The organism is Achromobacter sp. FW305-C-28 (genome assembly GCF_058783235.1).
Genome location: NZ_JBYSYL010000002.1, coordinates 670,538 through 695,285, shown reverse-complemented (window position 1 = coordinate 695,285; position 24,748 = coordinate 670,538). Strand labels below are relative to the sequence as shown.

Below are 24,748 nucleotides of genomic sequence, written 5' to 3'. Positions count from 1 at the left end.
AGCGTTAACGAATTACTTTTTTGTCAATTTTATCAATAGCTTATTGATAGTCATTAAAGTAAATTAAACGATAAAAAATTTTCCAGCCCCCTGGAAAAACCCCTCCCGCCCGGTCCTTTCCCAGTGTTGCTTAAAATATATATCCTATAGTAACTTTAGTATCTATTTGAACGTTGCAATGTGAGAGCATTGCTGTCATGCGAGAAACTACTAGTTACTATTTACGCAAAACTCTTGATGGATATGCCGCCACGTTCCTTTCAAACTGACTCCAGGTTTAAACGGCAGACATAAAAAACATACGGTGCCGTGCGCGCTTCCTGATTTGCAGCAATCGCTTTTTTCCGGTTCCGGATGATCGATGGCCAGGCTGGGGGAAAGCTCTTTCTGACTTTGGAGCTGAGATGAACCCTGGCCGCCGGCACGGCAATACCCAAATCCCCCTCAACTACATCTGGCGCGTCCTGATTCTGCTGATGGCGCCCGTGCCCGCAGCGCTGGCCTGCACCACCAGCGGTTCCTCGATCCTGTGCAATGACGCGGTGACGCTCTTGCCACCGCACCTGAACACCGTCAACAGCAGCGCCAATGGCGTGTCGGTGCTGGTCACCAGCGCCGGCCAATCCTCGTCCGCGGTGCTGGGCCCCGCCATCACCCTGTCCGGCCGCAACACCAGCCTGACCAACCAAGGCACCGTCGATCCCGGGCTGGGCCTGCTCAGTCTGGGCTCCTCCGGCGCAGTCATGGGCAACCTGACCAACAGCGGCACCGTCTCGGTCACCAACAGCGGCACGCTGCTGGGCACGGGCCTGTCCGTGCTGGGCCTGCCGGTGTTGTCCACGCTCAGCGGCGCCTCGCTGATCCTGCAAGGCGACGCGAACGGCAGCATCACCGTCAACAACTCGGGCACCATCGGCACCCACCCTGGCCTGCTGAGCGGGCTGACCGCGATCTACAGCACCCCCGCCATCGCGGCCTACGGCGGCGCCCCCATTGCCGTCACCAATGCCGCCGGCGGCGTCATCAACGGCCGCGTCGGCCTGGGCCGGTCCGCGACCGGCAACACCTTCGTCAACGCCGGCACGATCAACGGCGGCGTCAACATGGGGGTCAACAGCACCAACACGTTCACCGCCGTCACGGGGTCCAGCGTCACCAACGGCGGCGCCGTCGACCTGGGCGTGAGCGTCGGGCTGGGCGGCCTGGATGCCAGCATCGCGCTCAACTTCTCGACGCTGGGCGTGGTCGACGGCGGCCTGGGCGGCAACAACACCCTGGTGCTGCAAAACCCTGGCGCCAGCGGCACCACCGGCACGGGCACCGCCAGTTCGGCCACCTACATCAACTTCAACAACCTGGTCATCAACAGCGGCTCCTGGACCGTCACCGGCCCGCTCGTCAGCGCGCAAGCGTCGTTGAACGGCGGCCTGGTCAACATCAACAATGGCGCGGCCTTCGGCTCGGGCACGCTGACCGCCAATGGCGGCGCACTCAGCACCGCCAGCAGCCTGACCTTGAACAATGCCGTGTCGCTGGGCGCGGGCGGCCTGTCCGTGCAAGGCACCAACGGCCTGACCCTGGGCGGCGTGGTGAGCGGGGCCGGCGCGCTGGACATGTCCGGCAGCGGCACCCTGACGCTAAACGGCGCCAATGCCCATACCGGCGGCGTGCGGCTGGGCAACGGCACGCTGGCGCTGGGCACCAACACCGCGCTGGGCCTGGGCGATCTGGTGGTGTACGGCGCGGCCACGCTGCAGGCCGCCGCGGCCACCAACCTGGCCAACAACATCACCCTGAACGCCAACCTGGCACTGGGCAACAGCGGTTCGCTGACGCTGGGCGGCGTGCTGTCGGGCGCCGGCACGCTGTCCAAGTCCGGCGCGGGCATCCTGACCCTGAACGGCGCCAATACCCACGCCGCCACGCAGATCAGCGCCGGCGGCCTGATCGTGGGCAACAACAACGCGCTGGGCAATGGCGCCTTGACGGTCAATGGCGCGGCCACGCTGGCCTCGTCCAGCGCCGTGGCGCTGCAGAACGCCATCGTCCTGAACAACGCGCTGACGCTGAACGGCGCCAACGACCTGACCCTGAACGGCACCCTGAGCGGCGCGACCGGCACGCTGGTCAAGAGCGGCGCGGGCGCGCTGACGCTGACCGGCGCCAATACCTTCGGCGGCGGCGCCACGCTCAGCGGCGGCACGGTCAACGTGGGCAGCAATACCGCGCTGGGCACGGGCAGCGTGACCGTGAACGGCGCGGTCACCCTGGCCAGCCTGTCGAACAACGTGGCGTTGTCCAACACCATTGCGCTGAGCAACGCGCTGACGGTGGGCGGCGCCAGCAACCTGACGCTGAACGGCGCCCTGTCGGGCGCGGGCGGCACGCTGGTCAAGACCGGCACGGGCACCCTGACACTGAACGCCACCAACTCGATGGGCGGCGCCACGCTGAACGGCGGCACGGTGGTCGCAGGGGCCAACAACGCCTTGGGCGCCGGCACGGTCACCGTGCAAGGCGCCACCGCGCTGGACGCTGGTGCGACCGTCAGCCTGGCCAACCAGTTCCTGCTGAACAACAGCCTGTCGGTGCTGGGCACCCAGGCCCTGACGCTGGCCGGCGCGCTGTCGGGCAGCGGCCAACTGATCAAGAACGGCCAGGCCAACCTGACGCTGGCCACGCAGAACACGCACACTGGCGGCGTGCTGCTGAACGCCGGCACCCTGACGCTGGGCAATGCCCAATCCCTGGGCACGGGCCTGCTGGACGTGCAAGGCGCGGCCACGCTGGCTGCCGGCGCGGGCAACCTCAATGTGGGCAACAACATCCGGCTGGGCGCCGGCCTGGGCGTCACCACGGGAAGCCAGGCCCTGACGCTGAGCGGCGCGCTGAGCGGCGCCGGCGGCCTGACGCTGAACGACGGCGGCACCCTGACGCTGTCCGGCAACAACACCCACACGGGCGGCGTCCTGCTCAATGCGGGCGTGCTGGTCGCCGCCAGCGATACCGCGCTGGGCAGCGGCCTGTTCACCGTCGGCGGCAACGCCACGCTGCAAAGCAACGCCAACCGCAACTTCGTCAACAACATCGCCCTGAACGCCAACCTGACGGTGGACAGCGCCAACAACATCGGCCTGTACGGCGCCATCAATGGCGCAGGCGGGCTGATCAAGAACGGCACCGGCACCCTGACGCTGACCGGCGCCAACAACTTCGGCAACACCACCATCAACGCGGGCGTGCTGCAGGCCGGCACGGGCAGCCTGGGCGCCAGCGTGCTCAACAACAGCAAGCTGGTGCTGGCCCAGGGCGCCAACGCCACCTACAGCGGCAGCATCAGTGGCACGGGCAGCGTGGACGTGCTGGCCAACAACACCACTTTGCTGCTCAATGGCGCAAACACCTTCACGGGCGGTCTGAACCTGCTGTCCGGCACCGTGGAAACCCAGGGCGGACAGGCCCTGGCCGACAACCTGGCCGTGAACCTGGCGGCGGGCACTGCCCTGAAACTGACCGACAGCGAAACCTTCGGCTCGCTCAGCGGCGCGGGCAACGTGGCGCTGGGCGCCAACGCCACCCTGCAGATGGGGCTGAACAACGCCGATTCGACCTTTGGCGGCGTCCTGGCCGGCGCGGGCAACATCGTCAAGAACGGCACCGGCGCGTTGACGCTCACCGGCGCCAACACCCAGACCGGCGCCTTCAACGTGGGCGGCGGATCGCTGAACGTGAACGGATCGCTGGCCAGTTCGCAGGTCAACGTCGGCGCGGGCGCCACGCTGGCCGGCAGCGGCAGCGTGGCCGGCACGGCCAATATCGCGACCGGCGGCGCGCTGTCGGCCACCACCGGCCAGACCCTGACGCTGGGCGGCCTGGCGATGAACGCGGGCTCGCAGTTCAACGTGTCGCTGGGCGCACCGACCCCGCAGGCGCTGGTGCAGGTCAACGGCAACGTCACGTTGGCGGGCGACCTGAACGTCACCGACAAGGGCGGCTTCGGCGTGGGCGTGTATCGCCTGCTGGGCTACACCGGCACGCTCGTGAACAACGGCCTGGCGCTGGGCACCCTGCCCCCGGGCACCCTGCCGGCCAACCTGCAGATCCAGACCGCGGTGAACCAGCAGGTCAACCTGATCGTGCAGGCCGGCGGCAATAATGTGCAGTTCTGGAACGGCACCAAGCTGGCCGCCGACGGCACGCTGGCCGGCGGCAGCGGCACCTGGCAGGCCGGCACCACCAACTGGACCGACCAGACCGGCAACCTGAGCCAGGCCTGGGGCAGCCAATTCGCCGTGTTCGGCGGCCTGGCCGGCGGCGCCGTCACCGTGTCCGGCGACCAGGCCGTGACCGGAATGCAGTTCTTCACCGACGGCTACACCCTGACCGGCGGCGGCCTGCAACTGGCCAGCGGCACCAACAATTTCCGGGTCGATCCGCTCTTGACCGGCACGGTCAACAGCGACATCAAGGGCGCCGGCCAATTGCAAAAGCGCGACCTGGGCACCCTGGTGCTGGGCGGCGCCAACACCTACACCGGCGGCACGCTGGTGGCCGAAGGCGTACTGCAGGTCAGCGCCGACAGCAACCTGGGCGCAGCCAACGGCGCGCTGGGCTTTGCCGGCGGCACGCTGCGCGTGACCGGCACGGGCTACACCGGCACCACCCGCGCCATCGACATCGGCGCGGGCGCGGGCTTTGACATCGCGGATGCGGGCAACACATTCACCCTGAACCAGGCGCTGACCGGCGCCGGCCGCATCACCAAGCTGGGCGCCGGCACGCTGGCGCTGGGCGGCAACAACAGCGCCATCGGCGGCATCACGCTGGGCGCCGGCACCGTGTCGGTGGGCAGCAACACGGCCCTGGGCAACGGTTCGTTCAACATCAACGGCTCGGGCGCACTGGACAGCACTGCCGCCGTGACGCTGGCCAACGACGTGTTCATCGGCGCCGGCAACACCTTGACGAACCTGGGCACGAACGACCTGACGCTGAACGGCGTGGTGGCCGGTACCACCGGCGCCCTGGCCAAGAGCGGCAACAGCACCCTGACGCTGAACGGCACCAACAGCTATGCCGGCGGCACCACCCTGTCCGCCGGCGCGATCCGCGTGGGCAGCAATACCGCGCTGGGCACGGGCCTGTTGACGGTGGCCGGCGCATCCAGCCTGCTGTCCGACAGCACTGTCGCACTGGGCAACGGCATCGCCTTGAACGCCAACCTGACCACCGGCGGCACGGGCAACCTGACGCTGAACAACGCCATCACCGGCGCGGGCACCCTGATCAAGTCGGGCACGGGCACGCTGACGCTGAACGGCATCAACACCCACGCGGCCACGCAACTGGCCAGCGGCACGCTGCTGCTGGGCAACAACCAGGCGCTGGGCACGGGCAACCTGTCGGTCACCGGCAACGCGGCGCTGGACGGCACCACGGCCGGCCTGTCGCTGGGCAATGCCATGACGCTGGCTTCCGGCGCGAACCTGACGCTTGCGCAAAGCCAGGACGCGACCCTGTCCGGCTTCATCAGCGGCGCAGGCGGCCTGATCGCCGGCGCCGCCGGCCGCACGCTGACGCTGTCCGGCAACAACACCTACCAGGGCGGCACGCAGCTCAATGGCGGCAGCCTGGTGGTGGGCTCGAACACCGCGCTGGGCACGGGGGGCCTGCTCGTGAACGGCGCCGCCAACCTGTCCGGCACCGCCGGCGGGCCGGCCATCACGCTAAGCAACAACGTCACGCTGAACAACGCCTTGACGGTCAACGGCGCGCGCGACCTGACCCTGGCGGGCGCGGTTGACGGCGCGGGCTCGCTGACCAAGAGCGGCACGGGCACCTTGACGCTCGGCGGCAGCAACACCTATGCCGGCGGCACCACGCTGACCGCCGGCACCCTGCGGGTCGGCACCGGCGCCGCGCTGGGCACGGGCGACCTGACCGTGAATGGCGCCAGCTCGCTGGGCGCGACCCAGGCGCTGGGCCTGAACAACAACGTGGTGCTGAACCAGGGCTTGACCCTGGACACCTCGCAAAACCTGGCGCTGTCCGGGGTGATTTCCGGCGCGGCGGGCCTGACCACGAGCGGCACCGGCGTCTTGACCCTGCTGAGCGCCAACACCTACGGCGGCGGCACCCAGGTCAACGGCGGCAGCCTGGTCGTGGGCACCAGCACGTCGCTGGGCAGCGGCGCCCTGACGGTCAATGCGGCCACGGTGCTGGATTCAATGACCAGCGTCGCGCTGGCCAACAACGTCACCCTGAACGGGGCGCCGCTTACCTTGGCCGGCAGCCAGGATCTGGCACTGAACGGCACCGTCTCGGGCGGCGGCAGCCTGGTCAAGCAAGGTGCCACCACGCTGACCCTGACGGGCAACAACACCTTCGATGGCGGCGTGACGCTGGCGCAAGGCGGCCTGAATGTCGGCTCGAACCTGGCGCTGGGCACCGGCGCCCTGACCGTGGCCGGCGCGACGACGCTTGCCAGCACCCAGGCGGTGACGTTGGCCAACAACGTGGCGCTCAACGGCGGCAACCTGACCGCTACGGGTTCCAACGACATCACCCTGGGCGGCACCGTATCCGGCGCCAACGGCCTGGTGCAAAGCGGCACCGGCACCCTGACACTGAACGGCAACAACAACTACAGCGGCGGCACCACGCTGAACAGCGGCACGCTGGCTGCCAACAGCAATACCGCGCTGGGCACCGGCGCACTGGCCGTCAACGGCGCGGCCAGCCTGACGGCCGCCGATGGCGTGACGCTGGCCAACAACGTCACCCTGGCCAACGCCCTGACCGCCACCGGCGCGGGCAGCTGGACGCTGGCCGGCAACCTGACGGGCGCGGGCAGCCTCATCAAGGAAGGCGTGGGCACGCTGACGCTGACCGGCGCCAACGGCTACACCGGCGGCACGCAATTGAACGCGGGCGGGCTGACCGGCAACACCGGCAGCCTCCAGGGCAATGTGGCCACGGCGGCCGGCACCACCCTGACCTTCAACCAAGGCACAAACGGCATTTACGGCGGCGTGCTTTCCGGCGCCGGCAACCTTGAAAAAACCGGCCTGGGCACTCTGACGTTGGGCGGCGCCAATACGCTGTCCGGCGGCATCGGCGTGGCGCAAGGCACGCTGACGGCGAACGGCGCCGCGATCAACTCGGCATCCGGCGTGCGCATCGACACCGGCGCCACCCTGGCGCTGACCAGCGCGGCCTCGATCGCCAGCCTGACCGGCGCCGGCACGCTGCAAAGCGGCTCGACCCTGACACTGGGCAACGGCAGCGACAGTCTTTTCAGCGGCGTGCTGGCGGGCACGGGCAACATCGCCAAGGTCGGCGCGGGCACGCTGACCCTGGCCGGCGCCAATACACAAAGCGGCGTGTTCGACATCAACGGCGGCCGGGTCAGCCTGACCGGTTCGCTAGGCAGCAGCACGGTCAACGTGAATGGCGCGGGGTCGAGCCTGGCCGGCACCGGCACCGCCAGCGGCGATGTCTTCGTCAAGAACGGCGGCAACCTGTATGTCAGTTCCGCCAACACCGGCGGGCTGACCCTGGGTTCGTTGAGCGTGGATGGCGCCTCCAGCATCAACGCCGACCTGGGCGCGCCCTATTCCGGCAGCCTCATCAACGTCAACGGCAACGTGACGCTGAACGGCACCATCAACGTCACCCAACTGCCCGGCTTCGGCGTGGGCGTGTACCGCATCGTCAGCTATCAAGGCACTGGCGTGACCACCGACCTGACGCTGGCCAATGCCTCGCCCACCTTCAGCCTGCAGACTGCCCTGGCCGGCCAGATCAACGTGCTGAACCAATCCCAGGCCAATGAAATCCAGCTCTGGCAAGGCGGCAACGGCACGTGGGACGGCATCACCACGGATTGGAGAAACGCCACCACCCTCGCCTCGGAAGCGTGGGGGGGCCGGTTCGGGGTCTTCCAGAATCAGGCCGGCACGGTGAACGTCGTGGGCAACCAGCAGTTCCAGGGCCTGCAGTTCTCCACCGACGGTTACGTGGTCACCGGCGGCGCCCTCACGGCAGTCAACGGCAGCGACGGCGTGACCACCCTGCGGGTCGAACCCAACGTCACCGCGACGCTGGGCTCGACGCTGGGCGGCAGCGGCGTCACCATCGCCAAGCGCGATGCCGGCACCCTGATCTTCACTGCCGCCAACACCTACACCGGCACCACCCGGCTCGAAGGCGGCGTGCTGCAGATCAGCGACGACAACCAGCTGGGCAACATCGCCAACGGCGTCGCCTTCGCGGGCGGCACGCTGCGCTACGCCGGCACGGCGGACGGCAGCACCGGCCGCGCCTGGACGGTGGCCGGCAACGGCGGCATCGACGTCGCCAACACGGGCGTGACCTATACCGCCAACGGCGCCATCACCGATGGCGCGACCGCCGGCACGCTGATCAAGACCGGCGCCGGCACCCTGGCGCTCAACGGCACCAACACCTATTCGGGCGGCACCTTGCTGCAAACCGGCACGATCCAGGTCGGCAGCAACGCCGCCCTGGGCGCGGGCGCCCTGACCGCGTCGGCAGGCACCACGCTGGCCAACGGCACCGCGGTGCCCCTGGCGCTGGCCAACAGCGCCGTGCTGCAAGGCGACCTGACGGTGCAAAGCGGCGCGGCCGGCCTGGCGCTGAACGGCGACGTGTCCGGCGCAGGCGGGCTGGTCAAGACCGGCACGGGCAACCTGACCCTGGCCGGCAACAACACCTACCAGGGCAATACGCAACTGACGGCCGGCCAGCTCACCGTGGGCAGCAACACCGCGCTGGGCACGGGCAACCTGATTGCGTCGGCCGGCACCGCGCTGACCGCCAGTACGCCGGTGCAGCTGCAGAACGGCGTGACGCTGTACGGCGGCCTGACCGTCACCGGCGCCAACGACCTGACGCTGGCCGGCGCCATCGGCGGCGCGGGCGGCCTGACCCAGGCCGGCACCGGCACCCTGACGCTGGCGACGGCCAACAGCTTCTCCGGCGGGGTGCAACTGAACTCGGGCACCCTGGCCGTAGGCAACAACGCCGCCTTGGGCAGCGGCATGCTGGGTACCGCGGCCGGCACCACCCTGTCCGCGACCAGCCCCGTCACGCTGGGCAACGCCGTGATGCTGACCGCCGGCACCACCACCATCACGGGCAGCGACCTGACGCTCACTGGCACGATCGATGGCGCGGGCGGCCTGGCCAAGACCGGCACGGGCACGCTGACCCTGACGGGCAACAACACCTACGGCGGCGGCACCACGCTTACCAGCGGCACGCTGGCCGTAGGCGGCAACAACGCGTTGTCCTCGGGCGCGTTGACGGTCGCCGACGGCACCACCCTGCGTGCGCAGGGCGCGGCGACGTTGAGCAACGCGGTGACCCTGAACGGCGGCCTGACCGTCAACGGCAGCGACAACCTGACGCTCGCCGGCAGCGTCGGCGGCACGGGCGGGCTGACCAAGACGGGCACGTCCACGCTGACGCTGGGCAGCGCCAACACCTACGGCGGCGGCACCACGCTGGCGGGCGGCACGATCATCGCCGGCAACAATACGGCGCTGGGTTCGGGCGACCTGTCCGTCACGGGCGCGGGCACGCTGCAAGCGGGCGCGCCGGGCATCGCACTGGCCAACAACGTCGGCCTGGGCGCCGCCCTGACCGTGGCGGGGGCCAACGACCTGACGCTGGCCGGTAACCTCACCGGCGCGGGCAGCCTGGTCAAGACCGATGGCGGCACGCTCACGCTCAGCGGCCAGAACCAGTACACCGGCGGCACCACGCTGTCCGGTGGCACGCTGGCGGGCAACACCGCCAGCCTGACCGGCAACGTCTCGACCGCCGCCGGCACCAGCCTGGTGTTCAACCAGACCGCGGGCGACGGGACGTTCGACGGGGCCATCAGTGGCGGCGGCGCGCTGGTCAAGGACGGCGCCAGCACCGTCACGCTGACCGGCACCAACACCTACACCGGCGGCACCACCATCAACGCCGGCACCCTGGCCGGCAACGCCGCCAGCCTGCAAGGCAACATCGGCATCAACGGCACCGGCGCAGTCGTCTTCAACCAGACCACCGACGGCACCTATGGCGGCAACATCACCACGGCGTCCGGCACCCTGACCAAGGACGGCGGCGCCACCCTGGCGTTGACCGGCACCAATCAGGTCGGCGGCGGCACCACCATCAACAGCGGCACGCTGCAGGTCGACGGCACGTTGACGGGCGGCAACGTCACCGTCAACGCAGGCGCCTCGCTGGGCGGCTCGGGCTCGGTCTCGGCCGACGTCACGCTGGGCAACGGCGCGCACCTGGTGGCGGGCACGCCCACCAATCCGATCTCGTTCGCGCAGAACCTGACGCTGTCTTCCGGCACGCAGCTGGACTTCACGCTGGGTTCACCCAACTCGGCCACCACCGCGGTGACCGTGGGCCAGACCCTGAACCTGGCCGGCGTCCTCAACCTGACCGACGGCGGCAACCTGGGCACGGGCGTGTACCGCCTGTTCACGGCCAGCACCCTCAACAACAACGGCCTGACCTACGGCACGTTGCCCAACGGCTATACCAGCGCCAACCTGACCCTGCAGAACCTGAACAACCAGGTCAACCTGGTGCTGCAGAGCCAGCCCGGCGAAATCCTGTTCTGGAACGGCGCCAAGACCACGCCCGACGGCGTGATCGCGGGCGGCACCGGCACCTGGAACGCCGCCAACAACAACTGGACCGACGCCAGCGGCAACCTGGCGTCCAGCTGGAACGGCAAGTACGCGGCCTTCTCCGGCGCCAGCGGCACGGTCACCCTCGACGGCTCGCAGGCGGTCACCGGCGTGCAGTTCCTGACCAACGGCTACACCCTGCAAGCCGGCGCCGGCGGCCAGCTCAGCATCGCCCAGGCGCAGACGCCGTTCCGGGTCGAGGCCGGCAGCACCGCCACCATCTCGGCGCCCATCACCGGCGCGGGCGGCATCGAGAAAGGCAATGGCGGCACCCTCATCCTGACGGGCGCCAACACCTACACCGGCAACACGTCCATCCGCAGCGGCGTGGTGCAGGTCACGCAGGACAGCCAGCTGGGCAACGGCGGCGCCATCTCGATCAACGGCGGCACGCTGCGCATCGCCGACGCCGGCTACACCACCACCTCCCGCGCCCTTTCGCTGGACGGCACGGGCGGCGGCATCGACATCGCCGCGGCCGGCCAGACCTTCACGCTGAACCAGTCCATCAATGGCACCGGCGCGCTGGTCAAGCAAGGCGACGGCACTCTGGTGCTGAACGGCGCCAACGCCTATGCCGGCGGCACCGTGGTGGCGGGCGGCACCCTGGAAGGCAACAGCGCCAGCGTGCAAGGCGCGGTCAGCACTTCGGCCGGCACCACGCTGCGCATGAACCAGGGCACCGACGGCGCGATGACCGGCGGCATCAGCGGCGGCGGGCAACTGGTCAAGGACGGCGCCGGCGCGCTGACCCTGACGCAACCGTCGACCTACACCGGCGGCACCCGCGTCAACGCCGGCACGCTGATCGGCGACACCAGCAGCCTGCAAGGCGCCATCACCAACAACGCCACGCTGGTCTTCAACCAGGGCACGGACGGCACCTTCTCCGGCTCGCTGGCCGGCGCCGGCACCATCGTCAAGCAAGGCGGCGGCGCGTTGGGCGTGGGCGGCTCGCAGACCTTCAACGGCACCGTCGCGGTCAATGGCGGCACGCTGCAACTGGGTAGCGCCCAGGCCCCGGCCACGCTGCCGGCCGCCGTGCAGGTCAACAGCGGCGGCACGCTGTCCGGCTACGGCACGATCGCCAGCCTGACCAACGCCGGCACCGTCAACAGCGGCGGCGGCGCGGCGGGCGGCGGCATCAAGGTCAGCAACAACTTCAGCAACGGCGCGGGCGCCACGCTGGCCGTGAACCTGGGCAGCACCGCCGGCCCCAACCTGCATGTCACCGGCACCGCGGCGCTGGACGGCACGCTGCGCGTCACCAACAGCGCGCCGCTGACCGGCAACGACACCTTCACGGTGTTGACGGCGGACCAGGGCCGCCAGGGCACGTTCGCCAGCACCGTGCTGCCGCAACTGGCCTTCGTCGATGCGGCAGTCGGCTACGACCCCAACAACGTCACCGTGACCTTCACCCGCAACCAGACCGGCTTCGGCACGGTCGCCCAGTCGCCCAACCAGCGCGCCGTGGCCGGCGCCCTGGGCGGCATCGACACCAACTCGTCGCTGTACGCGTCCATACTCGGCCTGACCGCCGACGAGGCCGCCGCCGCGTTCAAGCAGCTGTCGGGCGACAGCCACGCCTCGCTGGCGTCGGCGCTGATTCGCAGCTCGGAAACCGCACGCACGGTGCCGCTGAACCACCTGCGCGACAGCCTGCAAAGCGAAAGCACGCAGGACGGCCGGCCGTGCGACGAAGCCCTGCGCACCAACGGCGGCTACGCACAGCGCTTCTCGTGCCAGCGCAACGTCTGGGCCGAAGTCATCGGCAACTGGCAGAGCCAGGACGGCGACGGCAACGCGCCCAGCTACAAGCAACGCGTGGGCGGCGTGCAGGTCGGCGGCGACATCCGGGTGGGCGACGGCTGGCGCGTCGGCATGGCGCTGGGCTACCAGGACAGCACCATCTGGCAGGACAGCCGCAACGCCCGCGCCAAGGTCGACAGCTACAGCGTGTCGCTGTTCGGCGGCAAGTCGTTCGTGCAGTCCAGCGGCAACGCGTGGAACGTCATGGCCGGCGCCGCCTACAGCTGGCACGACATCGACAACAAACGCGACCTGACGCTGGCCGGCCAGAACCAGGAGCTCAAGACCAAGTACCGCGCCAACACCACGCAGATCTTCGGTGAACTGGGCTACGCCGTACCGGTGACCCCGCAGGCAACGGTGGAACCCTTCGTCGGCGCCGCCTGGATCAAGCAGCGCATGGGCGGCTTCTCGGAAGACGGCGGCTCGGCCGCGCTGTCGGCCGGCAGCCAGAGCAACGACGTCACCACCACCACCGTCGGCCTGCGCGGCAAGCTGGACACCGAGATTGCCGGCGCCCCGGCCCGCCTGCGCGCCACCCTGGGCTGGCGCCATGCGATGGGCGACGTCGATCCGGACCGCACCATGGCCTTCAGTTCGGGGCCGTCGTTCACCGTGGCCGGCACGCCGGTCGCGCGCAACGCCGCGGTCACGGAACTGGGCGCCGACATCGCAGTGTCCAGGAACGCCTCGGTCGGCCTGAGCTACCAGGGCCAATACGGCAACGGCAATCGCGAGAACGCCGGGTTCCTGAACGTGCGGTGGAATTTCTAAGCCATCGGCCGCGCGGTCCCGTGCAGGGGCCGCGCGGCCGTGGCGTTCCGGCGTCAGCGCGCGCGCGTGCCGCCGGGCATCAGAAGATCAACGCCGCCGACGCCATGAAGGTGCTGCTGCTGTCCAGGCGGTTGGTGCTGCTGATGGTCGGCACCCAACGCAGGCTCAAGGACAAGGCGCGCTGGTCGGCCAGCTTGCGGTCGTAGGTCAGGATCGGGCCCAGCGCCCAATCGCGGCCCTTGAAGCCGTTCAGGCGGTCGGCCGTGGGGCCGCTGTCGCTGCCCAACTGCTGCTGCGTACCCAGGATCAGGCCCACGGCCAGGCCATTCGAGAATTTCTTGCGGCCCATCACATCCAGCCCGAAGATCGGCGCATTGCGATAATCCGTGGCGCTGTTGCGGGTATAGAACTGCACGCTGGCCACGGTATCGAGTTGCAAGCCCGATTCCGGAAATATCCTGGTGTAGGCCGCCTGCGGAATGAAGGTCCAGTTGTTCAGGCTGGGATTGGCCAGGTTATTGGCATCGTATTTTCCGGTGGGCGCCCAGAAATTGAAGCTCAGCGCCATGTGCGAGGTTTCCGAAAAATGGTAGCCCGCGATGATCGGCGAAAAATACAGGTCGAACAGATTCGACGCAGTATCGCTCTCGCCCGTCTTGCGGCCCAATGGCCCGGTCACCGTCGCATTCACCTTGGTCCATAGGTACGGCAACGTGATGCTGGACGCGAAATTCCAGCGCCCCGGCCCCGTATCCCAGGTCTTGAGCAAGGTGGCCAGCGTGAAGGCCACCTTGCCTTCCACGCCCGCCGTTGCCCGCTTGCCCAACGGCACCTCGCGGCTGCCGCCCACCTTGCCGTCCAGGTAGATCTGGGCGAAGTTCACCGCCCAGATCGGCTCCGGCGACACGATGCCCGCATTGGGTTGCACGCTGGTGCCGGTGACTTGTCGGCCCAACGCGCCTTCGGTGGCCTGGGCCGCCCCGCCCCCGGCGATGGCCAGCGCAGCCCAACAGGCGGCCCACGTCCGCGGCCCGCCAGGCCGCATCGTTGCATTGCGCATGTTTTCAGCTCCTGAATGCCCTGCGTTCCGTTACGGGATCACATCATGCAAAGACAAGCGTCTTGCGGCGCGGATTGAGTGCTTCTCTCAGGCAGAATAATCATTATTGAAGCGAGAACCGTGGGCAATATTGGCACAGAGTCTTGAAAGTACCAATATTGCGATTATTTTTTTGCCTCCGCTCGCCGGCGCCAGGGCGACTGTAGCCAGTACAAAAAACAACAGCGGAAATACCGACAAGGGTATTCCCGCTGTTCACGGCATCGATCGAAATCAGGCGCCGGCTACGGTCTCGTGCCCCGGCGGACGGGCGTGTACCTGATCGATACGCAGGCCGTCGCGGCGCGTGATTTCAAAGCGCCATCCGCCCCACGCGACCACGTCGCCCGCGTCGGGGATGCGGCCTTCGGCGCGCAGCAGGCAACCGGCCAGGGTCGCATCGCCATGGTCATCCGCCAGTTCCGGCGCATCCAGCAGGCGCGCCGCTTCGGCCAGCGCCAGGCGGCCGTCCAGCAGCCATGAACCGTCGGACAGCTGCAAGGCATCGGGCGCCTCCTCGCTGTGTTCGGGCAGGTCGCCCGCCACGGCCTCCAGCACGTCCATCGGCGTCACCAGGCCTTCGCATACGCCGTGCTCATCCACCACGATCAGCATGTGGTCGCGCGAGGCGCGCAGTTCTTCCAGCACCCGCAGCACGGGCGTGGTCTCCATCACGTAGCGCGGTTCGCGCGCCAGTTCCACCAGGTCGATCGGGCCGGGGTTCTGGAGCAGCGCCAACAGGTCCTTGAAGTGCAGCACGCCCAGCACGTTGGCGGGGTCGCCTGCGCACAGCGGCAGGCGCGAGTGGCCCGAGGCGAACTTGCGCACGATGGTATCGGGCGAATCGGCCACGTCCAGCCAGACCATGTCGCCGCGCGCCACCATGATGGCGCGCACGTCGTGTGAGCCCATTGCCAGCACCCGCTCGATCATCGAGCTTTCCTCGGGCGCGAAGGCGGGTTCGTCGCCCGCGCTGTCCACCAGCGCGACCACGTCGTCAGCCTGCTGCGACGCCTGCTCGCCGCTGCGGCCCGCGCGCAGCAGGCGCAGCACCGCTTGCGCGGTGCGCTGACGCCGGCCCAGCGCGTGGGCGCCACGGGCCCGGTTGCGGCGCGCCAGCTGGTTGCACAGCTCGATCAGGATCGAGAAACCGATGGCCGCGTACAGGTACCCCTTGGGCACATGGAAGCCCAGGCCTTCGGCCACCAGGCTGAAGCCGATCATCAGCAACAAGCCCAGGCACAGGATCACCACCGTCGGGTGGCGCGCCACGAAGCCCATCAGCGGACGGCTGGCCAGCATCATCACCGCCATGGCCAGCACCACCGCGATCATCATGATGCTCAGGTCCTCCACCATGCCCACGGCGGTAATGACCGAGTCCAGCGAGAACACCGCGTCCAGCACCACGATCTGCAGGATCACCTGCCAGAACACGGCGTGCTGCACCTTCTGGCCATTGTCGTGGCCGGCGCTGCCTTCGACGCGCTCATGCAGTTCCATGGTGCCCTTGAACAGCAGGAACAGGCCGCCCAGGATCAGGATCAGGTCACGCCCCGAGATCTCGGCGCCCAGCACCGTAAAGAGCGGCGCGGTCAGCGTCACCACCCACGCGATACTGGCCAACAGGCCCAGGCGCATCACCATGGCCAGCGTCAGGCCGATCATGCGGGCGCGGTTGCGCTGCGCCGGCGGCAGCTTGTCGGCCAGGATGGCAATGAATACCAGGTTGTCGATACCCAGCACGATTTCAAGAATGACCAGCGTCGCCAGGCCAAGCCAGGCGGTCGGGTCGGACATCCAGTCGAAGATCATCAACGTTCCACGAAAATCAGGAAGGGATGTGCGCGCAGGCGCGCACGCGCTCGGACCGTCGCCAGGGGCGGGTCAAGCAGGATAGATCAGAGGCGAGCGCCCGTGTCGGCCGCGCAGGCGGTGCGCGGCCGCCGATGCGGGGCGTGGGGGCCACCGAAATGACCGGCGCGCGGCCATCGGTGTCGTGGAAAACCGGCCTGGCGTGGCCGGATGCCGGGATGCGGCAGGAAGATGGGGCTGGGCGCCGCGCGGTGTGGGGCGCCCTACTAGGAGGCTCGTCGGTCATAGATGGCGAAATCGTCGGGGCTTGCCAGGCAAGCGCGGGCCGCGTGTTTCGCCGTGCTCTCGTTCTTTCAGGAACCTGAATACTAGCTGAAAAACGCCAACAATAAAAATCCGGGCCTACCCGTACAACGCGCTTGTCGGCGTCACGTAAACAGTGACAAACTCAGCGCACGAACACATATGCTGTCGCGGGATCCCTTTCACTCGGGAGCCGAACGCTCCGGAGGCCGTCGCCCGGCGGACCTTGTGTGCCGGGCGCCAGCCGCCGTCCGTCGGCTCCGCTGCTGGAGCGATGAATGGACGATCAACCTGTTTCCGGACGGCGCGGCCTGCTCAAGGCCCTGGCCGTGGGCGTACCCGGCGCGGCCTGGGCGCCCAAGACCCTGGCGGCCCCCGACCACGCCACCCCGCCCGCCACGGCGGCCCCGGCCCCGAACCGCACCCTGAAATTCTTCAACGCCCAGGAAGCCCTGGCCATGGACGCCATCGCCGCGCGGCTGATTCCGGCCGATGACCTCGGCCCCGGCGCCAAAGAGGCGGGCGTGACGCAATTCCTGGACGGCCAACTGGCCGGCGCCTGGGGTGCGGGCGAACAGTTCTATCGTCAGGGCCCGTTCGAAAAAGGCACGCCCGAACAGGGCTACCAACTGTCGTTCACGCCCGCCGAGATGTTCCGGCGCGGCCTGGCGGCGCTGGATGCGGCCACGCGCAAGCAGGCCGGCAAGCCCTACGCCGAACTGGACGCCGCCCAGCAGGACGCCTGGCTGCACGACATGCAGGCCGGCAAGCCGGACTTCTCGCCACTGCCGTCCGACGTGTTCTTCCAGGCCTTGCTGGACGCCACCATCGAAGGCTTCTTTTCCGACCCGCTCTACGGCGGCAACGCCGACATGGTGGGCTGGAAGCTGGTGGGGTTTCCCGGCGCCTACGCCTCGTTTTCGAACGACATCGAACGCCATGGCGTGATCTGGGCCGGCAAGCCGGTCTCGATTGCCAACGCCCAGGCCCACATGACGAAACCGGGAGACGGCCATGGCTAAGACCCTGCCCGCGGTAGACGTGGCGATTGTCGGCGGCGGCTGGACCGGCGCCATCATCGGCAAGGAACTGGCGGCGGCCGGCCAGCGCGTGCTGGTGCTGGAACGCGGCGAGGCGCGCTGGCCCTCGCCCGATTTCCAGGGCCCCTACGTGCACGACGAGCTCAAGTACACGCGCCGTCACGAACTGCACCAGAACGCCGCCACCGAGACCTTCACCTTCCGCAACAATACCGACCAGAAGGCGCTGCCGATGCGGCGCTGGCAGTTCGCCTATCCGGGCACGCACCTGGGCGGCGCGGGCAATCACTGGTCGGGCGCCTACTACCGCTTCGACCCCACCGACTTTCGCATCCGCAGCCACTACACCGAACGCTACGGCGCCGCCATCTTCGACAAGGAACTGACCTGCCAGGACTGGCCGCTCACCTACGACGAGCTGGAGCCCTATTTCGACCGCTACGACTACCTGATCGGTGCCTCCGGCCAGGCCGGCAACCTCAAGGGCCAGAAGCAGGAAGGCGGCAACCCGTTCGAGCCGTGGCGCTCGCGCCCCTACCCTAATCCCCCCATGAAGGTGCCCTACGCCCCGGCGCTGTTCGGCGAGGCCGCCCGCAAGCTGGGCTACCACCCCTACGTGCAGCCGTCAGCGCTCTGTACCCGGCCCTACGTCAATACCGAAGGCCTGCACATGAGCGCCTGTGTGTATTGCGGCTTCTGTTCCAACTTCGGCTGCGAGCACTTCGCCAAGGCCTCGCCGCAGGTCTGTATCCTGCCGGTGGCCCTGAAGCTGCCGACCTTCGAACTGCGCACCGGCGCCCACGTGCTGCGCGTGGAACTCACGCCCGACAAGAAGCGCGCCCGCGGCGTGACCTACGTGGACGCGGCCGGCGAAGAGATCTTCCAGCCCGCCGAGATCGTGGTGCTGTGCGCGTTCGGCATCAACAACGTGCGCCTGTTGCTGCTGTCGGGCATCGGCCAGCCCTATGATCCCGCCACCGACCAGGGCGTGGTCGGGCGCAACTACACCCACCAGACCACCTCGGGCGTGAACCTGTTCTTCGACGAGTCGGTGAACATCAACCCCTTCATGGGCGCGGGCGCCGTGGCGGTCACCATGGATGACTTCAGCGCCGACAACTTCGACCACGGCCCGCATGGTTTCGTGGGCGGCGGCTACCTGCAGATCCAGGTGGTCAGCGGCGCGCCCATCGGCTACCACCCCACGCCCAAGGGCACGCCGGGCTGGGGCGCCGACTGGAAAAAGGCCGTCAAGCGCTACTACAACCACTCGGCCAACATCACCATCACCGGCTCGGCGCAGCCCTGGCGCGGCGGCTACCTGAGCCTGGACCCGACCTACAAGGATGCCTGGGGCCAGCCGCTGTTGCGCGTGACCTACGACTTTCCCGACAACGACATCCGCATGTCCGCCTTCCTGACCGAACGCGGCGACGAGATCGGCCGCGCCATGAAAGGCGTGACCCACACCGAGCCGGGGCCGCGCAAGCGGCCCTTCTCGGCCACCGTGTACCAGTCCACCCACCTGACGGGCGGCGCGGCCATGGGGACCGACCCCACCACCAGCGTGGTCAACCGCTACGGGCAGTCGTGGGACGTGCCCAACGTGTTCGTCACGGGGGCCGCGCTGTTCCCGCAGAACTCGGGCTACAACCCCACGGGCACGGTGGGCGCCACCGCCTACTGGATCGTCGAGAAAATCAAGGCGGACTACCTGCGTTCGCCGGGGCGGCTGGTGTCATCATGATCGAACATCGCAAAGGCATCCTCATCGCGGTCTCGCTGATGGTCGGCCTGCCCGCCATCACCCTGATCGCCACGTTGCACCAGATGTACGGCACGGGCGGCGACGGACCAATCCGGGCATCCGCCGTGCAGGCCCCGCCTGCGCCTGCCTCCGCGCCTGCCGCGGCCCCCGCCGCGACACCAGCCCCCGCGCCAGCAGCTGCGGCGCCCGTGGCTGCCGGCGCAGGCAGCGCGGCGCCCGCCTCGCCGCCTGCCGCACCTGCCGGCGCAGCGACAGGGACGACGGCCGCCCCGACTGCCGGTGCCCCGGCCGCCGCGCCCACGCCCGTGCCTGGCCGCAGCGCGCTGGATTTCAGCGCCTCCCGGCCCGCCTGGGAAGGCGCGCTGCAAGGCGCCGACCCCGCCCTGGGCAAGCAGTTGGCGGCCACCGGCAGGCCGGCTGCCGGGGTGCAGGCCTGCGTCGCCTGTCACGGGCAGGCCGGCATCACGCCGCTGGGCGGTATCTTCCCCAACCTGGCCGGCATGACGCCCGAATACCTGGCCAAGCAATTGACCGATTTCCGCCAGGGCACGCGCAAGGTGCCGCTGATGAACGGCATCGCCCAAGCGCTGACCGAGCAGGAAATCGGCCAGTTGGCCGCCTACTACGGCAGCCTGGCCGGCCCGCCGCTGCACGTGGGCGATGTCGGCGGCGAAGCGGCGCGCAAGCTGGACCAGGTGGGCGATGGCGCACGCGCCCTGCCCGCCTGCGCCAACTGCCATGGCCTGCGCGGCCTGGGCGAAGGGCCGCTGTTGCCCCGGCTGGCCGGCCAGCCCAAGGAATATTTCGTCGACCAGATCAACGCCTTTCGCAATGGCTCGCGCCAGAACGACGACGTGGGCGTGATGCGGGCCTTCGCGCAGCGCCTGACCGATGCCGAGGTCCAGGCATTGAGCCAGTACTACGCCGGCACGCCCTGAATCGCCGCTGGGCGGCCCCCGTGGCGAGCGTCTTCAAGGCATCGCCACGGGGCCCCGAAAAGAATCGCCACGCCGCATTTTTTTCTTGGTGTTTTCCCTGATGCCTATTTATAATCGCAGCACTTTCAACCACCCCGAGATCATTGTGGACAACGACGGATGTAGTCGATACACGACTGCTCGCGCCGCTTGACGCAGGATTCTTCGCAGCATCATCTGCCAAGTCCTGCGTAAAGCCAGGACACGGCATTCGGCCCCGGACAGCCAACGTGCGATGCACGCACTGCCCAGGCCGCAGCCCTCCCCCGAATACCCCTTACCGACGCATACCGCGGGCTTTGTTGCGCCCGCGCCGCGCCGGCCAGGCGGCGCCTGCATGTGGACCTTCCACCGTACTCCCCCTGGAGACGACCATGCGCATCAAGAAATTCCTCCCCTTCCTGGATGGGGCCGCCGCCCTGCGCGGCGCCGGCCACGCCGCCGCGCCCGCCGCACCGGCTGCCACCCCCACCTACCAGTTCACCATCGTCAGCCTGGCCGACACCCTGAACGCGCTGCGCAAGCAGCTGTACTACGAGCTGCAAGCGCTGGACCTGCGCGTGCTGAACGTGCGCATCTCGCGTGCGGACGCCGGCCAACTGGCCAGCACCATCGTCACGCTGCAATGCCCGCCGCAACTGCGCGGCCTGCTCAACGCCGTCGCCCTGCGGCTGGGCCAAAGCCCCGACGTGCGCCGCGTGCACTGGGAAAACGAGGCCGGCGCCAGTCTGGCCGTGCTGCCGGCCTGAATGACGGAAAGGAGACTGTCATGAAAGACCCGTACAAATGCCTCCTTGTCGCGCGGGTAGCTGCCCTGCTGCTGATCTGGCTGCTGGCTTTCGTGCTGACGGCGCTGTCGGTCTGGCAATTGCCCTGAAGGGCGCCGGCCCGGCCGGCGCCCGTTGGTCACCCCTGGGCCCCGACGTATTCGTAAAAAAACACGCTGCATTCGAGAACAACAACATGAAGAACTTCGAAAACATCCAGCTGCTGACGCTGGCCAACACGCTCATCAGCCTGGCCACGGCTTTCGTGCTGGGGTCCATCGTGGGCTTCGAGCGCCAGGTGCGCCAACGCACGGCCGGCCTGCGCACCAACGCCCTGGTGGCCGTGGGCGCGGCCATCTTCGTGGACATGGCCTTTCGCGTCGGCGGCCCCGACGGCGGCGCGCGCGTCATTTCCTATGTCGTGTCCGGCGTCGGCTTCCTGGGCGCAGGCGCCATCATGCGCGAGGGCGGCAGCATTCGCGGCCTGAACACGGCGGCCACGCTATGGGGCTCGGCCGCCATCGGCGCGTGCGCCGGCGCCTCGCTGATCCTCGAAGCGCTCGCGGCCACCGTGTTCGTACTGGCCGCCAACACGCTGCTGCGGCCGGTGGTCAGCTACGTCAACCGCCAGCCGGTGGACGCGCAGACCACGGAAGTCACCACCGTCATCCACGTCATCGCGCATGTCGACCAGCGCCAGGCCGCCATGACCGTGCTGGAAGACGTGCTGGAAGAAGAACAGCTGCCCCTGTCCGAGCTGAAGATCGACCAGTTCGGCGAAAACGAGGTCGAGATCGAGGCCGCGCTGAGCGAAGCGTCGGTCGACGAATTGGACCTGGACCGCGTCACCGCCCGCATCGCGGCCGCGCCCGGCGTGCGCACGGCCTTCTGGGCCGCCAGGACGGTGTGACGCTGAGGTGAACGCGGTGGCCTGCGGCGATGCGTCGCAGGCCACCCCCTCGCCCGGCGCCACCCCGCCCGCAAAACCTTCTAGAATGGGCGCCGACCATGCCCCGCCCGTTCCTGCCCTTCGCCCGCAACACCGCCACGCTGTGGCTGGTGCTGGCGCTGTTCGCGCTCAAGGCCATGGTGCCGCAGGGCTTCATGCCCGCCGCGCAGCAGGGCACGCTGATCCAGCTGTGCTCGGCCGCCGGCACCATCTGGGTCGCCGGGCCCGCCAAGCATAGCGATGCCCCCGACGAGCGGCACGCGGCCCAGGCCGCCGCCTGCCCGATGGGCGCCATGCTGGCGGCAGTGGCGTTGCCGCCCTCGCCCGCGCCGCTGTTGGCCAGCACGGCCGTCATGGCCCACCCGCTGGCCGCGCGTGCCCCGCCGGCCGTAGCCGAAGGATTCCTGCCCGGCCCGCCACTGGGCGCCCGCGCCCCGCCTCTGTTCCCGGTTATCCGCTGATCGCTTCGCCGCACGCCGTGCGGCTTCTTTGGCATACCGAGAACTTCCATGTCTTTTTCTTCCGCCAGGGCGCACCGCGTCCTGAAACGGCGCGTGGCCGTCTGGACCGCGCTCGCCTTCACGCCCGCCCTGCACGCGCAGACGCTGCCGGCCACGGCCGTGCCGACTAATGCCCCGACTGCTGCCCCGACTGCCGCACCATCGCAAGCCGCGTCGCGCGGCGTCGCCACCCTGCCCGCCATTTCCGTCTCGGCCGACGCGCCGTCGGCCACCTTGCTGGAACCGGCCAGCACCGGCACGCTGCTGGGCCTGACGCCGTTCGATACGCCCGCCAGCATCGACGTCATCAGCAACGAACAACTGCGCGAACGCGGCGCGGTCAATGTCACCGACGCCATCACGCAGGCGGCCGGCATCAGCGCCATGCGCCATCCGGGCAATGGCGGCTCGTCGCTGTCCTCGCGCGGCTTCACCGATTCGAATTCCGTGGCCCAGCTGTATGACGGCGTACGCCAGTTCGGCGGCGTCGGCCAGACGTTCCTCTACGACCCCTGGGCCGTGGACCGCATCGAGGTGCTGCGCGGCCCGGCCTCGGTGCTGTATGGCGAAGGCGCCATCGGCGGCGTGGTCAACGTGATTCCCAAGAAGCCCACCCGCGGACCCATCGAAAACGAAATCCAGACCACCGTCGGCACGCATGACACGCAGCGCCTGGGCTTTGGCAGCGGCGGCGCGCTGGACGACAAATGGTCTTACCGGCTGGACATCAGCGGCAACCACAGCAATTCGGGCATCAGCCTGGGCGATTCACGCGACTTCGCCGTGACGGCCGCGCTGCGGCTGGATGTGTCGCCGGACCTGAACTTCACGCTGACGCAGGCCTATGCCTGGCAGGAACCGACGCGTTACTTCGGCACGCCGCTGATCAATGGCGACATCGACTACAGCCTGCGCGGCAAGAACTACAACGTGGCCGACAGCAAGATCATCTATCGCGACAGCCGCACCGAACTGAAGGCCGACTGGACGCCCAACCCCGCCACCCGCGTGCGCAGCCGCGTCTATTACATCGGCAGCGACCGCGACTACCGCGACGCTGAAAATTACACCTGGCAGCCGGCCAGCGGCCTGATCCAGCGCAGCGCCTACACCGATATCCGCCACGACCAGCAGCAGGTCGGCACGGTCACCGACGCCAGCTTCGACGGTCATCTGTTCGGCCTGGCCAACAAGGTGGCGGTGGGCGTCGAGCTCAACCACGCCTCGTTCAAGCACACCAACAATTCGCCGTATTCGGGCACATCGCTGGTGGACCCGTACGACGTCGACCACGGCCGTTTCATCAACGTCGCCGGCACCACCCCACGCTACCGCAACACGGCCGACCAATACGCGCTGTTCGCCGAAAACCGCCTGATGCTGACCGAGCGCTGGTCGGTGCTGGGCGGCCTGCGCTATGACCATATCGACCTGAAGCGGCGCGACCTGGTGGCCGGGCAGACGGCATTCGACACCACCTTCAACAACGTCGGCTGGCGCATCGGCACCGTCTACGACGTGTTGCCCACGTTATCGGTCTACGGCCAGTACGCCGAGGCCGCGGACCCCATCGGCAGCCTGTTGCTGCTATCGCCGGCCAACAAGGATTTCGAACTGTCCAAGGGCCGTCAGGTCGAGGTGGGCGTCAAGCAGACGTTCTGGGACAACAAGGGCCAATGGACCCTGGCCGCCTACCACATCCGCAAGAACAACCTGGTGACGCGCGACCCCAATGATCCGTCGCTGCGCATCCAGGTGGGCGAGCAATCGTCGCGCGGGCTGGAAGCCACGCTGGGGGTCGAGCTGACCCCGGCCTGGCGGGTAGACCTGAACGCCGCCGTGCTGAGGGCCCGCTACGACGACTTCAGCGAATCGGTCAACGGCGCGGCCGTATCGCGAGCGGGCAATGTGCCCACCGACGTGCCCGAGCGCGTGGCCAATGCCTGGGTCAGCTGGAAGTTCGCGCCGCAATGGACCGCCAGCGCCGGGGTGCGCTACGTCGGCCGGCGTTTCGCGGACGCCGCCAACACCCTGGAAATGGCCGGCTACACCACCACCAACCTGGCATTGCAATGGGAGCCGCGGCGCGACCTGACGTTGGCGCTGCGGGCATTCAATGTGTTCGACCGCCAGTACGCCGAAACCGCCTACTACAACCAGACCCAATGGTTGCTGGGTGAAGGCCGCCGGGTGGAACTGAGCGCGAACTATCGGTTTTGA

At 68.5% G+C, this 24,748-nt stretch carries 10 protein-coding genes; 8 read left to right on the top strand and 2 right to left on the bottom strand.

Annotated features, from left to right (window positions below; all coding sequences use genetic code 11):
• Positions 1-404: 404 nt before the first annotated feature.
• Positions 405-13,310, top strand: coding sequence for an autotransporter-associated beta strand repeat-containing protein (locus AC3WMR_RS08105; protein ID WP_492263514.1), 12,906 nt, complete (start codon positions 405-407; stop codon positions 13,308-13,310).
• Positions 13,311-13,389: 79 nt separating this feature from the next.
• On the opposite strand, the gene AC3WMR_RS08100 is transcribed toward AC3WMR_RS08105, so the two are convergent.
• Together AC3WMR_RS08100 and AC3WMR_RS08095 are read right to left on the bottom strand one after the other, a co-directional pair.
• Complete coding sequence (locus AC3WMR_RS08100) at positions 13,390-14,370, bottom strand: SphA family protein (protein ID WP_492263513.1); 981 nt, start codon at positions 14,368-14,370, stop codon at positions 13,390-13,392.
• 273 nt (positions 14,371-14,643) lie between these two features.
• The gene (locus AC3WMR_RS08095) at positions 14,644-16,224 is read right to left on the bottom strand and encodes a TerC family protein (protein ID WP_492263512.1); all 1,581 of its coding nucleotides are present in this window, start codon (positions 16,222-16,224) and stop codon (positions 14,644-14,646) included.
• Between the two features lie 581 nt (positions 16,225-16,805).
• Here AC3WMR_RS08095 and AC3WMR_RS08090 point away from each other — a divergent pair.
• From AC3WMR_RS08090 to AC3WMR_RS08060, 7 genes are all read left to right on the top strand, one after another.
• Entirely contained in the window at positions 16,806-17,549 is a 744-nt protein-coding gene (locus tag AC3WMR_RS08090) for a gluconate 2-dehydrogenase subunit 3 family protein (RefSeq protein WP_492263511.1), read from the top strand.
• Positions 17,542-19,314, top strand: coding sequence for a GMC family oxidoreductase (locus tag AC3WMR_RS08085; RefSeq protein ID WP_492263510.1), 1,773 nt, complete (start codon positions 17,542-17,544; stop codon positions 19,312-19,314). The genes AC3WMR_RS08090 and AC3WMR_RS08085 overlap by 8 nt, the downstream gene beginning before the upstream one ends.
• Entirely contained in the window at positions 19,311-20,273 is a 963-nt protein-coding gene (locus AC3WMR_RS08080) for a c-type cytochrome (protein WP_492263509.1), read from the top strand. Before AC3WMR_RS08085 ends, AC3WMR_RS08080 begins: the two co-directional genes overlap by 4 nt.
• A gap of 413 nt (positions 20,274-20,686) precedes the next feature.
• Positions 20,687-21,061: a hypothetical protein gene (locus AC3WMR_RS08075; protein ID WP_175217387.1), complete on the top strand. Its 375-nt coding sequence runs from the start codon at positions 20,687-20,689 to the stop codon at positions 21,059-21,061.
• Between the two features lie 214 nt (positions 21,062-21,275).
• Entirely contained in the window at positions 21,276-21,989 is a 714-nt protein-coding gene (locus AC3WMR_RS08070) for an MgtC/SapB family protein (protein ID WP_025140766.1), read from the top strand.
• A gap of 98 nt (positions 21,990-22,087) precedes the next feature.
• A complete protein-coding gene (locus tag AC3WMR_RS08065) occupies positions 22,088-22,489 on the top strand; it encodes a DUF2946 family protein (RefSeq protein ID WP_492263508.1) in 402 nt (133 codons plus the stop codon).
• A 48-nt stretch (positions 22,490-22,537) separates the two neighbouring features.
• A complete protein-coding gene (locus tag AC3WMR_RS08060) occupies positions 22,538-24,748 on the top strand; it encodes a TonB-dependent receptor (RefSeq protein ID WP_492263507.1) in 2,211 nt (736 codons plus the stop codon).